Raw genomic sequence first — 14,695 nt, 5'->3', positions numbered from 1 at the left:
GTAGCGGCGTAACAATAACAGCCTTACCGGTTTGCCAGAACACCGAAGAAGCTGTGTTAAAGTCAGCGACCTTTTTATCGACATTCGCGTGATATGGCCGATTCCAGTTCCCCAGCAAGCCCCTCAAGCTTGAAAGTCTATTTCCGCCTGCTCGGCTACGTGAAGCCTTACATCGGCTTGTTCGGGTTGAGTATCGTCGGGTTCCTGATTTTCGCGTCTACCCAGCCCATGCTTGGCTATATTCTCAAGTATTTCGTCGATGGCCTGTCCAATCCGAACGCGGTGCTGTTTCCGACGGTGCCATACCTGCGGGACCTGCAGTTATTACAGGCGGTGCCGCTGCTGATCATTTTGATTGCTGCCTGGCAGGGGTTGGGTTCGTATCTGGGCAACTATTTCCTGGCCAAGGTTTCGCTGGGACTGGTGCATGATCTGCGGGTGCAGCTATTCAACAACCTGCTCACGTTGCCCAATCGCTATTTCGACAAACATAACTCGGGTCATCTGATTTCCCGCATCACTTTCAACGTGACGATGGTAACCGGGGCGGCAACAGATGCGATCAAGGTCGTTATCCGTGAAGGCATGACGGTAGTTTTCCTGTTCGCCTCGCTGTTGTTCATGAACTGGCGCCTCACCCTGGTGATGGTGGCGATCTTGCCGCTGATTGCGGTCATGGTCCGCACCGCGAGCAAGAAATTTCGCAAGCAGAGCAAAAAAATCCAGGCGGCGATGGGGGATGTGACACATGTCGCCTCCGAGACCATCCAGAGCTATCGCGTGGTGCGCAGTTTCGGAGGTGAGGTCTATGAGCAGAAGCGCTTCCTCGAGGCCAGCCAGGGCAACACCGACAAACAGTTGCGAATGACGCGTACCGGAGCTATCTACACGCCATTGCTGCAACTGGTGATCTACAGTGCGATGGCCGCGCTGATGTTCTTGGTCCTGTTTCTGCGCGGCGATGCTTCGGCGGGCGACATGGTGGCCTACATTACCTTGGCTGGTCTGCTACCCAAGCCCATCCGCCAGTTGTCGGAAGTCAGCTCCACAATCCAGAAAGGCGTCGCCGGTGCGGAAAGTATTTTCGAACAACTGGATGTCACGCCGGAAACCGACACCGGTACCGTAGAGCGTGATGCCGTTAGCGGGCGGCTCGATGTGCGCCATTTGAGCTTCACCTACCCGGATACCGACAGGCAGGTGCTCGATGACATCAGCTTTTCGGTGGAACCAGGACAAATGGTTGCGCTTGTGGGGCGCTCGGGCAGCGGCAAGTCCACCCTGGCCAACCTGATCCCTCGCTTCTATCACCACAATGACGGTGAGATCCTGCTCGATGGCGTTGAAATCGAGCAGTACAAATTGTTGAACCTACGCCGTCATATTGCTCAGGTGACCCAGCACGTAACGCTGTTCAGCGACACGGTTGCCAACAATATTGCCTATGGCGACCTGGCCGGTGCGCCGCGCGTCGATATCGAGAGGGCAGCGCAAGACGCTTATGCCATGGACTTCATCAGGCAATTGCCTCAAGGCCTGGATACCCAGGTCGGTGAAAACGGTGTGCTGCTTTCCGGTGGTCAGCGTCAACGTCTGGCTATCGCCAGGGCTCTCTTGAAAAATGCTCCGCTGTTGATTCTCGACGAGGCTACTTCGGCCCTGGATACCGAGTCCGAGCGGCATATCCAGTCCGCACTGGATCAGGTCATGAAGGGCCGGACGACCTTGGTGATTGCCCACCGGTTGTCGACCATCGAAAAAGCCGACCTGATCCTGGTGATGGATCAGGGGCGCATCGTCGAACGTGGGACTCACGGCGAGCTGCTGGCGCAGAACGGCTATTACGCACGCTTGAACGCCATGGGGCTGGATGTTCCGGGTCAGGATATTGCCTGAGCTGCAGGCTCGCTTTGACAGAGGGGGTCGTTTGAACCTCGTCTGGCTGGCCGTACGCAGCCTTGTGGGAAGCTATGCTTAGGGCGGGCCGTCAACTGATCCGGTGATCCGGCGGGTCCGCTCACGTGACCATGAGATGCACGGCTATGGATGAGGCGTCAAAGGTATGAAGCAACATTCACGGATACGCTCCCTTGCGTCAGCTGTCACGCCCCAGGATCGGGCCTTCATCAAAGCCCAGCGACCACGTTGCATCTGGCTGACCGGGCTCTCGGGGGCGGGCAAGTCGACCCTGGCCAACGCCCTGGAAGTGCAGCTCAACCAGCGAGGCTTGCATACGTCGCTGCTGGACGGCGATAACTTGCGCCAGGGGCTGTGTCGAGGGTTGGGCATGGATGCCGAGTCCCGTAAGGAAAATATCCGGCGCATCGCTGAGGTGGCGCGCCTGATGGTCGATGCGGGGTTGATCGTCATCGTTGCCGCAATTTCTCCCTTTCGCGCAGACCGGGAAGCGGCCCGACAATTATTCTCCCAGGGCACCTTTGTGGAGGTTTATGTGAGCACGCCTTTCGGGGTTTGTGCCGAGCGCGATCCCAAGGGGCTGTACCGCGAAGCCCGTGCTGGGCGGATCAAGAATTTTACCGGGATCGACAGCCCTTACGAAGTTCCGCTTGAACCTGACTGCGAAATCAATACCGATGAGGTCGAGCTGGCTCAGGCTTGTCAGCGTCTATTGACCTTGCTGCTGGGCTGATCGAGCACGCGCACCGGGATCCTATTGCAGTCACGGATAAGTCTTCGTTCAACCCTGTGCTAATATCGCGCCCCTGTTCATTTTGTATGTGGGATGCTCCATGAAGTTGTCCATGCCGCGATTCGATCAAGCCCCTGTACTGGTGGTCGGCGATGTCATGCTCGACCGCTATTGGCATGGCGGTACCTCGCGGATCTCTCCTGAGGCGCCAGTGCCGGTGGTGAAGGTCGAGCACATTGAGGATCGTCCCGGCGGAGCCGCCAACGTTGCTCTGAACATCGCCGCCCTCGGCGCCCCGGCCTCCCTCGTGGGCGTGACCGGGGACGACGAGGCCGCCGACAGCCTGAGTAACAGTCTCAAGGGCGCGGGCGTGAGGGCGAAACTCCAACGCGTTGCGCACCAACCGACCATCGTCAAGCTGCGGGTCATGAGCAGGCACCAGCAACTTCTGCGGATCGATTTCGAAGAGCCTTTTGCCACCGACCCCCTGGCGCTGGTCGCTGATGTTGAAAGCCTGCTTGAAGGCGTCAAGGTGCTGGTGTTGTCGGACTACGGTAAAGGTGCCTTGAAAAACCACCGAGCGTTGATCGAAGCGGCCCGTGCCCGAAACATTCCGGTCCTGGCCGATCCCAAGGGAAAGGACTTTTCCATCTATCGTGGCGCCAGTTTGATCACCCCGAACCTCAGCGAGTTTGAAACCATCGTCGGCGGTTGCGCCGATGAGCACGAGCTGGTGAGCAAGGGCGCGCAGCTTATGCAGGAACTTGACTTGGGCGCGTTACTGGTGACCCGGGGCGAGCATGGCATGACCCTCCTGCGCCCTGGTAATCCTGCGTTGCACCTGCCAGCCCGCGCTCGAGAAGTATTCGACGTAACGGGCGCTGGTGACACCGTGATCTCGACCCTGGCTGCTGCCATCGCTGCCGGTGAGGAACTGCCCCACGCGGTGGCCCTGGCGAATCTGGCTGCGGGCATCGTTGTTGGCAAGCTTGGCACGGCCGCCATCAGCGCCCCCGAGCTGCGTCGCGCCATTCAACGCGAGGAAGGTTCCGAGCGCGGTGTGCTGGGCTTGGAGCAACTGTTGCTGGCGGTTGACGACGCCCGTGCCCACAATGAAAAAATCGTTTTCACCAACGGCTGCTTTGACATCCTGCATGCCGGCCACGTGACCTACCTCGAACAGGCCAGGGCCCAGGGCGATCGCCTGATCGTAGCGGTCAATGACGATGCGTCGGTGAGCCGCCTAAAGGGGCCGGGCCGCCCGATCAATAGTGTGGACCGGCGAATGGCAGTCCTGGCCGGCCTTGGTGCGGTGGACTGGGTCATCAGCTTCAGCGAGGGTACACCGGAAAGCCTGCTGCGCCAGGTCAAGCCCGATGTGCTGGTAAAGGGCGGTGACTACGGGATCGATCAGGTCGTGGGGGCTGACATCGTCGCGGCTTATGGCGGTACCGTGAAGGTCTTGGGGTTGGTAGAAAACAGTTCGACTACGGCCATCGTCGAGAAGATTCGCGGTCGTTGAATTAAACCTGGATTCACCCCCGGAAGGCGCGAGCGGAGCGTCTGTCCACTCTGGACGATAGCCCCCGTCCATCCCCCTACCTTATTTTGTTTGTGGTCGATTAGTATGAAAGTCATGCTCTTGGTGATGGATGAACAGCGTGTGATCCTTGATCGCCTCTATGAGGTGGCACGGGAGAATTGCGACGACTGCGTCATCTATCGCTTGAGTAAACAGCAGCAGATGAATCTCGGCCCATTCCTGGCGTCGGTTAATTACCAGGACTTCGATCGGGTAGTGATTTTCTCGCGGGTCAAGCGTCTGGTCCGGCAGTTGAGCGTATTGAAGTGCATTCCGGGTCTGATCTTCCTCGAGCATGATGCTTATCAGAACTATATGCGCGAAAGTAAATACAGAAGCGTCTACTCACGTTTGTATCGTCGGTTGCCAAGTTGTCGTGCGTTGGTATCGGGTGCTGTAGTTGCCCGCCGGATGCAGGCCGAGGACATCGATGCGGTGTTCGTATCCAAGGGTTATGACGAACAGATGCTGCACAACACGGGCAGCGTTCGCGATATTCCCGTCGGGTTCCTCGGAAGTCTCAAGAGCACCGAATATGCCCAGCGTAAAACCTTGCTCGAGTCTCTGGCCAGGCGTACTGGCATGCTCGTGACGCGTACCGCATCGGGTCGCGAGTACCTGGAAACCCTCAATCGCATCAAGATCTTCGTCAGCGCCGACCTGGGCATGGGGGAGTTCATGATCAAGAACTTCGAGGCCATGGCCTGCGGGTGTGTGCTATTGGCCTGGAGCCAGGGTGAAGAGGATAAGTTGCTCGGTTTCGAGGACATGGAGAACGTGGTGTTCTACCATTCCGAGGGCGAAGCGGTGCAGAAGCTGGAGTTGCTGCAGCGTGAGCCGGAACTGGCGGCGCGGATCGCCAGCAAGGGCCAGGCCTTCGCCGAAAGCCGCTATTCATTCGCTCGCGTCGGGCAGGATCTGGCTGCAGAAATCCAGCGAGAGATGCGCCCTTGGCAGCCGCCCTCGGCGCTCATCCGCTGGTGGGTCAAGCTTCGCTATGGTATGCGGGTGCCGGGGTAGACGACATGGACAAGCGCGCTGCTCAATCCGGCGAGATGGCCCTTGACCGGCTGCCTGGTGGCGATCAGTCGGTATTCGACGCGATCCCTCAGGCATTGAAGGATTGCCTGGGCAAAGCATCACGAGTGCTGCTGGTGGCGAACAATCCGGCGATCACGGCGGCGGACTTCCAGGCGCTCGGTATCGGTAGTGACGATGTAGTCGTGACGTTCAACACCTGCCTGAACTCGGCGCTGCTCAACCGACAGAGCGTCAATGTGTTGGTGCATGGTTTCAACGCCCCCGATGCGTATTTCTTTGGTCTGCCGTACAAGCCCGAAGTGCAGCAATTATTCGAGCTGGCCGTGGCGCGCTGCTTCACGATGTTGGTGGGGTGCACGGCGCCCATGTCGCCGCTGCCGGGTGTCACCCTATATCGCGAGCGCATTCCGCTGCCTCCGTTGTGGAACTACCCGGTCGACAGGCCTGGCGGCAAGCGCTATGTCGGTCCTTCAACAGGCTTCAATGCGCTAGTGGTCTTTGATTGGTTGCGTGGGCATGCAGGCTATACCTATCAGTTGATGACCCTGGGTTTCTCCAACGAAGCAGGAAAACTCTGGGGCGGACACGCCTGGGATTATGAGCGGCAATGGCTGCTGGAAGCTGACGTGACGGTCGTGCCGTTGCAACGTAGCCGTTGGTGGCATCGGTGGTTCCGTCGTCGCTGAGTTCGGCGGGTCACGTCGAACCAGCTGATGCGCCGCTGCGGGCATTTTCTTCTTTATGGTCGGGACAGAACGCGTGTTGAAAGTTGCGGTGGCATTTTTTGGTATCCCGAGAAACTCGGCGATTTGCTTTCCCTCCATCCGGGAGAACGTCCTGGGACAGATCCCCGCGGGAAGCGAAGTGCAGTGTTTCTACCACCTGTACAAAATCGATGAAGTGCACAACCCGCGTTCTGGCGAGCGGGGCGAGCTAAGTACCGACAATTATGCGCCGTTCAGCACCATGACCGGCCAGCTCCATTCCACCGAGGGGGTTCTGGAGCGTTGGGACTTCGAACGGGTCAAGGCCCTGGGCGACACCTGGGCAGACGAGTACGCTTCGCTCAGGAACCTGATCTATCAGCTCAACTCCCTGCACACCGTGACGGAAATGATGGAGTCGTTCGATCCGGATTTTGTCGTGTTCGTACGTCCCGACAATTTTTACCACACGGCGCTTCCGGCTTACGTGTTCGATCATTCTGTTGCCCGCAGGGCGAATGCCTATATCCCCGATTGGCAATGGTGGGGCGGTTTGAATGATCGTTTTTCGATCTGTGGGCGTGATGCCTACCGTGCCTACGGCAAGCGTATCGAGCACATTTTCGATTTTTGCCAGGCAACAGGCAGGAAGCTGCATTCCGAACGACTGCTCAAATATGCCCTGCAGCAGTCAGGGGTCAAGGTTTGCACCCTGCCAACCACCGCGTCACGAGTGCGAATCGACGGCGCCTTCGCCGAGGAATCGTTCTCGCCCAAGCGGGGCATGGGCAAGCGTGAAAATCGCTATTTCCATCTACTTGCCCGCTGGCGTACCTATATCGATAAACGACGTTCGGCGTGACGCTATTTTTGCAGCGTCCCGCGAACCATGCGCATGAGGCCCAGGGCCTTCTTGCGTAGTTTGGTCAGACCCTGGCGATGGGGAGGAGGGGAGGTCAGACCTTGCTGCGCGGTCCAGTCCTTCCAGCGGATGCGCTCTTCGCGAACCACCCAGCCTTCCTGGCTGGCGAAGCTTTCGGCCAGATGCAGGCCGCGTGTGCCGGCCGGAACCAGTTGATCGCGTTTGAGTGTGTAGAGCTCACCCGTTGGCTTGCCGTCTTCAAGGGGCATCAGGTAAAGGTCCGGCCGCTTGCGGTCCAGGCGCGCCACCAGTTGGTCGCCCTCCAGGCGTTCATCGACGTGAAACAGACTCAGTGACTTGGCTTCCTTGGGCACTTCCAGGCGCAAATCGTAGATCAGTTGCAGTGACGCCGTTGGCAGGTGCACATAAGCCCTTGGCCGCTCAATCAACTGCAGATTGGCGCTGCGCACCGGACGGGCCGAGCCCGACAGCGGTGTCAGCCGAAACGGCAATGCCTCGCGATAGTGCAAGGCCGTGGCATAGGGCGCTGGCAGCCAAGTGTCGTTGAATCGCCCGCCGAGCCAGCCTTCAGGGGTTTCCAGCAGGCATTCTTCGGCAATTTCACTGATGGCGGTGAGTAACGGCAGGTTCAGTTCGTGGGCCGGGACATAACCGGAGATCAGCTTGAGCACCACGTCGCCGCGATCCTGCCGACGCTGGCGCACCAACACCCAATAGTCGCGGTTCTGCCACTGCAGGGTCAGGCGCACCGAGACCCCCAGGTTCGCCAGCTCCAGGGAAAAACGTTCGGCATCGGCCACCGTCACGGGGCGGCGGCGTTGCAAGGTCTGGGCGAAGTTCAGCGGCATCCCGACGCTCTGGTAAGTCAGGCCTTCGGGGGTCGCTTCGACGAACAGCGGCAGGGTCTTGAAGTTGCTCGGGTTCTTCCTGATGAGCGTGCGCGGCATATCGGCTCCTGCTAAAAACCGCGTGAAGCGGCGTCAGTTTTTACGTAGGACCTTGGCTACGGTCGCGACGTTATGGGCGAGGTGCAGCGGATTGATGGTGCCGACAATAGCACTGGCGATCCCTGGGTGCTCAAACAACAGCTCGAAGCTGGCCTGGACTGGGTCCACGCCTGGGCTCAGGCAGGCGTGACCACTGGCGAGGGCTTTCTTCACCAGGATGGCTTTGCCGTGCTCGGTAGCGTAGTCAATGACAGCGGTTTCGCTTCGTTCGTTCAGATTGTAGGTAACCATGGCGCAATCGCCCTGCTCGAGGGCCTTCAGGCCACCCTCGACTGTCTTGCCGGAGAAACCGAAGCCACCGATCTTGCCCTCGCGCTTGAGCGCCGCCAGGGTCGGGTAGACCTCGCTGCCGTTGAGTATCGCCAGGTCATTGCCGTCGGAGTGCACCAGTACCAGGTCGATATAGTCGGTCTCCAGGCGCTTGAGGCTGCGCTCCACCGAGAAACGGGTGTGGGCGGCACTGAAGTCGTGGCGCGACTGCCCGTCACTGAACTCTTCGCCGACCTTGCTGACAATCACCCAGTCCTGGCGCTGACCGCGCAACAGCGGGCCAAGGCGTTCTTCGCTGCGGCCATAAGCCGGCGCGGTGTCGATGAGGTTGATGCCCAGGTCACGCGCCAGCTTGAGTAGCATGCGTGCTTCGTCGTCATCGGGAATGCGGAAACCGCTGGGGTACTTGACCCCCTGGTCGCGACCAAGCTTGACGGTGCCCAGGCCCAGGGGAGAAACCTTCGGGCCGTGGGTGCCCAGGGAGCGATAGAAATCGTGCAGGGTCGGCTGGCTCATGGCAGCAACTGCTCCCACGCCGGCACGCCCATGGGCGGTTTCGGCAGGTCCGGTAGCGGGGCCGGGTGGCTGGGGGTGATACCGCCTTGTTGCAGTGCGGCAATCACCCGGTCGGAAAAGTCCGGGGCCAGGGCCAGCTTGGTCGGCCAGCCTACCAACAGGCGATCCTGCTCGGCGAGGAAGGCGTTGTCCGGGCGGGTCAGACCCGATTGCAGGGGTTCGGCGCGATCGACCCGCAAGGTGGCCCATTGTGCGGTGGTGAGGTCGACCCAGGGCAGCAACTGTCCGAGTTCCTTTTGCGCGGTGGCGATCTGCGCGGCGGGTTCGCGGGCCACGCCATCGGCTTCGGCGATGTCGCCGCCCAGGTACCAGACCCATTGGCCATCGGCGGCCGGGTGAGTGGTGACGGTGATGCGCGGCTTCGGCCCGCCCCCCAGGCAATGGGCATACAGCGGCTTGAGGCTCGGTCCCTTGACCAGCACCATGTGCAAGGGCCGACGCTGCATGGCCGGCTGGTCCAGGCCCAAGGCAGCGAGCAGGTCGGCGGTACCGGCCCCGGCACTGAGGACAATGCGCTGGGCACGGATCTCGCGACCGTCCACCTTCAGACCCATCAGTTCGCCGGCTTCGCGCAGCGGTTCGATGTGCTGGCCGGCGAGCAGGCTGTCGCCGGCCAGTTCCGCCAGGCGTTCGATCAGGCTGGGGACATCCACCACCAGTTCGGCCAGGCGATAGACCTTGCCTTTGAAACGCTTGTCCTGCAGGGCCGGTGGCAGTTGCTCACCCTTGACCTGATCGACCCGCCCGCGCACGGCCTTGCTGGCGAAAAAGCTGGTGAGATTGCCGGCCAGGGTGCCAGGAGACCACAGGTAATGGGCTTCGGACAGCAGGCGCACGCCGGACAGGTCCAGCTCGCCGTCGCCACCGAGCGCTTCACGCCAACGGCGCGGCATGTCAGCGATGGCTTCCGAGGCGCCGGTCAGGGCACCATGCAGCGCATATTTGGCGCCGCCATGGATGATGCCCTGGGATTTGACGCTCTGCCCACCGCCGAGGCTGGCACTTTCCACCAGCACGGTCGAATAGCCCAGGCGACGCAGGCGTGCATTCAGCCAGAGGCCGGCGACTCCGGCGCCGACAATCAGCACGTCGGTGGAAATTACGGATGGCATGCAGCGACCTCAGTGTTCAAGACGAAGGCGCAGTATACAGACTCGATGAACTGAGTTTGGCCACCCATTCAGGGGCAGCCGCCAAAACTGTGGCGAGGGAGATCCCCTGTGGCGAGGGGATTCATCCCCGCTGGGCTGCGCAGCAGCCCCAAGACCTGATAGCGCGGTGTGCCAGGTAGTTTGAAGGGGGGCGCTGCGCACCCCAGCGGGGCGGTGCGACGTTTCGCTAAATCCCCTCGCCACAATCGTATTTCATGCAGAGGTGTTTCGTGTTTCTTAGTGACCAGCAGTCTTGGAGAACAGCTGGATCACCACAACCCCCAGCACAATCAGCGCCATCCCCAGCATTGCCGGCACGTCGAGCTTCTGCCCGTAGATGAACAGCGCCGCGACGCTGACCATGACGATGCCCATCCCGGCCCAGACCGCATACGCCACGCCTACCGGGACGCTGCGCACCACCAGGGTCAACATCCAGAAAGCGATGCCGTAGCCCGCGATCACCAGTATCAGGGGCAGGGGTGTGCTCAAGCCTTTCACCGCTTTCATCGAAACGGTGGCAATCACTTCGGCGCAGATGGCGATAGCGAGGTAGTAGTAAGCGTTCATGGGCGTAACCTCTTTGACTGTTGCGTCTTTCGATGTCGCCATTCTAGTGCGCGGCTAGATGCGGTAAAGTCATTACCTATCTGTTAATGAGATAGGTTGGGTCATGAACGTTGAGTGGAATCTTGAGCAATTGCGACTGTTCGTGGGCGTCGCCGAACAGCGTTCGTTCTCCGCCGTGGCCCGGGATCAACGCAAGGCCCAATCGGCCGTCAGCAGCGCGATTGCCTTGCTGGAGGCGGATTTAGGCGTCAGCCTGTTCGAGCGCAGCAGCGGCCGTCAGCCGAAGCTCACGGATGCCGGCGAGGCATTGCTGGAGGAAGCGCGGGAGGTGTTGCGCCAGTGTGAGCGCCTCAATGGCCGGGCCCTGGCCTTGATGCGCGGGCAGGAGGCGTCGCTGCGCCTGGCCCAGGACGAGGCCATGCCCTATCAACCGGTCATCGACAGCCTGGCGGCGTTGGCCGAGCAATTCCCCACCCTTGAGGTGCAACTGGCCAGTGCCGCCCAGGGCGATGTGGCGCGCAAACTGGTGGAGCGTCGCGCTGACCTGGGCTTGTTGTTCTACCACGACCAGATCCCCGAAGCGCTGGAGCGCCGAGTGTTGGGCAGCGTCGAGATGGTCACGGTGTGTAGCAAAGGGCATCCGTTGGCCAACCACGACTACGTGTCCTGTCGGGAAATGGCCCGGCACCGGCAGTTGCTGATGGCGACCCAGTCCAGTGTCTATCCCGGCAGCGAGCAGGCCAGCCCGCAGGTCTGGCGTGCCGACAGCTTTTACGTCCTGGCCGAATGGCTGAGAAGTGGCCTGGGCTGGGCCTGGCTGCCGCGGCATGTGGTGCAGTATCCGGCGTACCTGGGCGACATGGTCGAACTCAACAGCGAATGGACCCCGCCGGCCCTGGTGGTGGAGCTGGTCTGGCGTCGCGACGAACCCTTGGGCCCGGCTGCGCGCTGGCTGGCGGAACGTTTTGCCGTGCAGTTGCAGGCGATCGGCTGAAAAACCGATAAACTCCGCCGCCATGAACAGAACTCTCTATAGCGCATTGTTTTACCTGGGGCTGCCATTGGTGGCGATTCGGCTGTGGTTGCGGGCGCGCAAGGCGCCGGCGTATGCCCGGCGCATCGGCGAGCGGTTTTCCTGGGGCCTGCCGGTCATGACCCAGGGAGGCATCTGGGTCCATGCGGTGTCGGTGGGCGAAAGCATCGCTGCCGCGCCGATGATTCGCGCCCTGTTGCAACGTTATCCACAGTTGCCGATCACGGTGACCTGCATGACGCCCACCGGCTCGGAGCGGATCCAGGCGTTATTCGCCAATGAGCCGCGCATTCAACATTGTTATTTGCCCTACGATTTGCCGTGCGCTGCCAGGCGTTTTCTTGATCGGGTGCGACCGACGCTGGCGGTGATCATGGAAACCGAGCTGTGGCCCAACCACATCCATCAATGCGCCAAGCGCGGTATTCCCGTGGCCTTGGCGAATGCGCGTTTGTCAGAGCGTTCGGCCCGGGGCTATGCCCGTTTCCCCAAACTCACCCGGCCGATGCTGGCCGAGATGAGCCTGTTTGCCGTCCAGACCGAAGCCGAGGCCGAACGTTTCCGCCAGTTGGGCGCCCGGGCCGAGACCGTCGAGGTCACCGGTTCCATCAAGTACGACCTGACCATCGACCCGCAACTGCTCGAACGCGCCAGTGCCTTGCGCAGCCAATGGCAGGCGACAGATCGCCCGGTCTGGATCGCTGCGAGCACCCATGAGGGCGAAGACGAGGTAGTGCTGGCCGCGCACCGTCGGCTACTCGACAGTTACCCTGATGCGTTGCTGATCCTGGTGCCGCGTCATCCCGAGCGTTTCGACACGGTGCACCGGTTGTGTGAAAGCGAAGGCTTTGCCACGGTCCGGCGTTCCAGCGCGCAGCCCGTTACCGCGCAAGTCTCGGTGTTGCTGGGCGACACCATGGGCGAGCTGCTGTTCCTCTACGCGTTGGCCGATAGCGCGTTCGTGGGCGGCAGCCTGGTGCCCAACGGCGGCCACAATCTGCTGGAGCCGGCGGCGCTGTCGAAGCCGGTGCTCAGTGGGCCGCACCTGTTCAACTTCCTCGAAATCGCCGCGCAACTGCGCAGCGCCGGGGCGTTGCAGGAAGTCGAAGATGCCGAGAGCCTGGCCTGGGCGATACAACGCCTGTTCGAACTGCCCCGGGATGCGCAGCGCATGGCCGAGGCGGGGTTGAAGGTGATGCGCACCAATCAGGGCGCGTTGCAGCGGTTGCTGGAGGGGTTGGGGCGGTTGATCTCCGAACGGTGATCATTGCTCTTGTGGCGAGGAGATTTATCTGTGGCGAGGGGATTTAGCGAAACGTCGCACCGCCCCGCTGGGGTGCGAAGCGCCCCCCCTTCAAACTACCTCACACACCGCGCTGGCAGGTTTTGGGGCTGCTGCGCAGCCCAGCGGGGATAAATCCCCTCGCCACAAGGGTTACTGTTGCTTACTGCGCCGGCCGCGAACGCAATTGCTGCTCCGCCGCCTGCGCCAGGTCTGGCGGCAGGAAGTCCCTGTCCGGGTTGTAGTCGGGCTTGAGGTAGCGTGACAGGTCCTGCAGGTCGGCGGGGCTGAGGGTGCCGGCGGCCTGCTTGAGGCGCAGGTTGTCGAGGATGTAGTCGTAGCGGGCGTTGTTGTAGTTGCGCACCGAGGTGTACAGCTGGCGCTGGGCATCCAGCACATCGACGATGTTGCGAGTCCCCACCTGATAACCGATCTCCGTGGCCTCTACCGCGCTCTGGTTGGAGATGATCGACTGGCGCCGGGCCTGGACCTGTTCCACGTCGGTATTCACCGCGCGGTGCAGGTTGCGGGTGTTCTCCACCACCTGCCGGCGCAGGCCTTCGCGCTGCTGCTCGGTCTGGGTGAGTTGCGAGTAGGACTCGCGCACCTGGGAGCTGGTCAGCCCGCCACTGTAGATCGGGATACTCAACTGCAGGCCGATGGTGCGCTGCTCGGCATCGCCACCGTAACGCTGGCCGGTCGGGCTCGGGTTGGTAAAGCCGAGGCCGTCGTTGTCGCCTTTCTTGTACTGGGCTATCGCGTCGAGCGTGGGTGCATGACCGGCCTTGCGTTGACGCAAGGTGTCTTCGGCGGCGTCGACGGCGTAGTTGCTGGCCAGCAGGTTGAGGTTCTGCTTGGCCGCGGTGTCGACCCAGGCCTTGGCATCATTCGGCACCGGCGGCAGGATCGGCAGCGTGTGGACGATGCCCTGGATCGAGTTGTACTGGCGGTTGGTCAGGGTGATCAATGCTTCGAACGCATCCTCGACCTGGCGCTGGGCAAGGATCCGGTTGGCGCGGGCAGTGTCGTAGCTGGCCTGGGATTGCAGCACGTCGGTCTTGTCCGACAGGCCTACGTCGAAGCGCTCGTTGGACTGGTCGAGTTGACGTTTGAAAGCCGCTTCCTCGGCCTTGGTCGAGGCCAGGTTGTCCTGGCTGCGCAGTACGTTGAAATAGCTCTCGGCGCTCTGCAGGATCATGTTCTGCTCGGTGGCCGACAGTTGCAGCGACGCTTGTTCGTTGACGGATTTTGCCGCCTGCAACTGGAACCAGCGGTCGGCCCGGAAAATGGGCTGGGACAACGTGGCCTGGTAAACCGTGGCGCTGCGGGTGGCGGTCAGCGCCGGCTGGTCGAGCTCGGTACGGGTGTTGTTCAGGTCGGCACCGGCCGACAGGTTGGGCAACAACCCGGCACGGGCCTGGGGCACCACTTCTTTCTGGGCACCGTACTGGGCGCGGGCAGCGGCCAGGTCGGCGTTGTTATCCACCGCTTCCTGGTACACGCTCACCAGATCGGTCCGGGTGGATAAGGGCGCTTCGGCAGCCCAGGCCATTCCATTGGACGCACAAGACACGGCAAGGGCCAGTGAGAGTTTGCGCAGCATGAGGCGATCCCTACTTCTCAAATGATTGCGCACAAGAGGCGCGGCGTAGCGAGTGTAGTTGCGCACGGGCACGGCAACAATCCTGTATATGCGCCATTCATCACGCCTTTTGCTGCGGTGATGGCGTTCTGCGGTGGTTGTGTCTAGACTGGCCGGGTTCTTGTCGGGGTGCCTTGCTATGAGGCTGAGATCGAATAATTTCGGATCCCGTTGAACCTGATCAGGTTAAGGCCTGCGTAGGGAACAAGATTTCTCGTCACCCGGCGAGTCCTCTTGTGCTTCGTCCGGGATGTTGTTCGACCCTCGAACACACTCGTGCATCAAGCACAGCGTCCGCACTGTC

Annotated in this window: 13 protein-coding genes and 1 riboswitch; of the genes, 8 read left to right on the top strand and 5 right to left on the bottom strand. The window is 61.2% G+C overall.

The window, feature by feature from the left end; genetic code table 11:
- Nucleotides 1–93: 93 nt before the first annotated feature.
- From msbA to ACODTO_RS11435, 6 genes are all read left to right on the top strand, one after another.
- On the top strand, nt 94–1,896 hold the full coding sequence (gene msbA, locus ACODTO_RS11460) for a lipid A export permease/ATP-binding protein MsbA (RefSeq protein ID WP_139646822.1): 1,803 nt from the start codon (nt 94–96) through the stop codon (nt 1,894–1,896).
- Nucleotides 1,897–2,062: 166 nt separating this feature from the next.
- Nucleotides 2,063–2,650, top strand: a complete 588-nt coding sequence (gene cysC / locus ACODTO_RS11455; RefSeq protein ID WP_139646821.1) for an adenylyl-sulfate kinase — start codon at nt 2,063–2,065, stop codon at nt 2,648–2,650.
- A 100-nt stretch (nt 2,651–2,750) separates the two neighbouring features.
- Entirely contained in the window at nt 2,751–4,172 is a 1,422-nt protein-coding gene (gene hldE, locus ACODTO_RS11450) for a bifunctional D-glycero-beta-D-manno-heptose-7-phosphate kinase/D-glycero-beta-D-manno-heptose 1-phosphate adenylyltransferase HldE (RefSeq protein ID WP_139646820.1), read from the top strand.
- 105 nt (nt 4,173–4,277) lie between these two features.
- On the top strand, nt 4,278–5,252 hold the full coding sequence (locus ACODTO_RS11445; RefSeq protein WP_139646818.1) for a glycosyltransferase: 975 nt from the start codon (nt 4,278–4,280) through the stop codon (nt 5,250–5,252).
- 5 nt (nt 5,253–5,257) lie between these two features.
- The gene (locus ACODTO_RS11440; protein ID WP_139646816.1) at nt 5,258–5,959 is read left to right on the top strand and encodes a hypothetical protein; all 702 of its coding nucleotides are present in this window, start codon (nt 5,258–5,260) and stop codon (nt 5,957–5,959) included.
- 73 nt (nt 5,960–6,032) lie between these two features.
- Nucleotides 6,033–6,839, top strand: a complete 807-nt coding sequence (locus ACODTO_RS11435) for a hypothetical protein (RefSeq protein ID WP_139646814.1) — start codon at nt 6,033–6,035, stop codon at nt 6,837–6,839.
- 2 nt (nt 6,840–6,841) lie between these two features.
- Here the strand turns inward: ACODTO_RS11435 and ACODTO_RS11430 are convergent, their stop codons facing one another.
- From ACODTO_RS11430 to ACODTO_RS11415, 4 genes are all read right to left on the bottom strand, one after another.
- Complete coding sequence (locus ACODTO_RS11430; protein ID WP_139646812.1) at nt 6,842–7,807, bottom strand: metal ABC transporter ATPase; 966 nt, start codon at nt 7,805–7,807, stop codon at nt 6,842–6,844.
- Between the two features lie 33 nt (nt 7,808–7,840).
- Nucleotides 7,841–8,653, bottom strand: a complete 813-nt coding sequence (locus ACODTO_RS11425; protein ID WP_139646810.1) for an aldo/keto reductase — start codon at nt 8,651–8,653, stop codon at nt 7,841–7,843.
- The gene (locus ACODTO_RS11420) at nt 8,650–9,825 is read right to left on the bottom strand and encodes an NAD(P)/FAD-dependent oxidoreductase (RefSeq protein ID WP_489106439.1); all 1,176 of its coding nucleotides are present in this window, start codon (nt 9,823–9,825) and stop codon (nt 8,650–8,652) included. The genes ACODTO_RS11425 and ACODTO_RS11420 overlap by 4 nt, the downstream gene beginning before the upstream one ends.
- 276 nt (nt 9,826–10,101) lie before the next feature.
- Nucleotides 10,102–10,434, bottom strand: coding sequence for a DMT family transporter (locus ACODTO_RS11415; protein WP_139646806.1), 333 nt, complete (start codon nt 10,432–10,434; stop codon nt 10,102–10,104).
- 103 nt (nt 10,435–10,537) lie between these two features.
- Here ACODTO_RS11415 and ACODTO_RS11410 point away from each other — a divergent pair, with 103 nt between their 5' ends.
- A complete protein-coding gene (locus ACODTO_RS11410; RefSeq protein WP_139646804.1) occupies nt 10,538–11,428 on the top strand; it encodes a LysR family transcriptional regulator in 891 nt (296 codons plus the stop codon).
- Nucleotides 11,429–11,450: 22 nt separating this feature from the next.
- Nucleotides 11,451–12,731, top strand: coding sequence for a lipid IV(A) 3-deoxy-D-manno-octulosonic acid transferase (waaA, locus tag ACODTO_RS11405; RefSeq protein WP_464710244.1), 1,281 nt, complete (start codon nt 11,451–11,453; stop codon nt 12,729–12,731).
- 181 nt (nt 12,732–12,912) lie between these two features.
- Here the strand turns inward: waaA and ACODTO_RS11400 are convergent, their stop codons facing one another.
- Complete coding sequence (locus ACODTO_RS11400; RefSeq protein ID WP_139646800.1) at nt 12,913–14,352, bottom strand: TolC family outer membrane protein; 1,440 nt, start codon at nt 14,350–14,352, stop codon at nt 12,913–12,915.
- A 154-nt stretch (nt 14,353–14,506) separates the two neighbouring features.
- Nucleotides 14,507–14,612, top strand: a riboswitch (TPP riboswitch).
- Nucleotides 14,613–14,695: the final 83 nt, after the last annotated feature.

The sequence above is a fragment of the Pseudomonas sp. FG13 genome, from assembly GCF_057809755.1.
Note: the sequence above shows the minus strand (reverse complement) of the source record. Positions and strands in the feature narration are given on the sequence as shown.

Bases quoted from the DNA above. Each gene is read 5' to 3' on its own strand.
- msbA (WP_139646822.1), top strand. From the start codon at position 94: ATGGCCGATTCCAGTTCCCCAGCAAGCCCCTCAAGCTTGAAAGTCTAT.
- cysC (WP_139646821.1), top strand. From the start codon at position 2,063: ATGAAGCAACATTCACGGATACGCTCCCTTGCGTCAGCTGTCACGCCC.
- hldE (WP_139646820.1), top strand. From the start codon at position 2,751: ATGAAGTTGTCCATGCCGCGATTCGATCAAGCCCCTGTACTGGTGGTC.
- ACODTO_RS11445 (WP_139646818.1), top strand. From the start codon at position 4,278: ATGAAAGTCATGCTCTTGGTGATGGATGAACAGCGTGTGATCCTTGAT.
- ACODTO_RS11440 (WP_139646816.1), top strand. From the start codon at position 5,258: ATGGACAAGCGCGCTGCTCAATCCGGCGAGATGGCCCTTGACCGGCTG.
- ACODTO_RS11430 (WP_139646812.1), bottom strand. From the start codon at position 7,807: ATGCCGCGCACGCTCATCAGGAAGAACCCGAGCAACTTCAAGACCCTG.
- ACODTO_RS11425 (WP_139646810.1), bottom strand. From the start codon at position 8,653: ATGAGCCAGCCGACCCTGCACGATTTCTATCGCTCCCTGGGCACCCAC.
- ACODTO_RS11420 (WP_489106439.1), bottom strand. From the start codon at position 9,825: ATGCCATCCGTAATTTCCACCGACGTGCTGATTGTCGGCGCCGGAGTC.
- ACODTO_RS11415 (WP_139646806.1), bottom strand. From the start codon at position 10,434: ATGAACGCTTACTACTACCTCGCTATCGCCATCTGCGCCGAAGTGATT.
- ACODTO_RS11410 (WP_139646804.1), top strand. From the start codon at position 10,538: ATGAACGTTGAGTGGAATCTTGAGCAATTGCGACTGTTCGTGGGCGTC.
- waaA (WP_464710244.1), top strand. From the start codon at position 11,451: ATGAACAGAACTCTCTATAGCGCATTGTTTTACCTGGGGCTGCCATTG.
- ACODTO_RS11400 (WP_139646800.1), bottom strand. From the start codon at position 14,352: ATGCTGCGCAAACTCTCACTGGCCCTTGCCGTGTCTTGTGCGTCCAAT.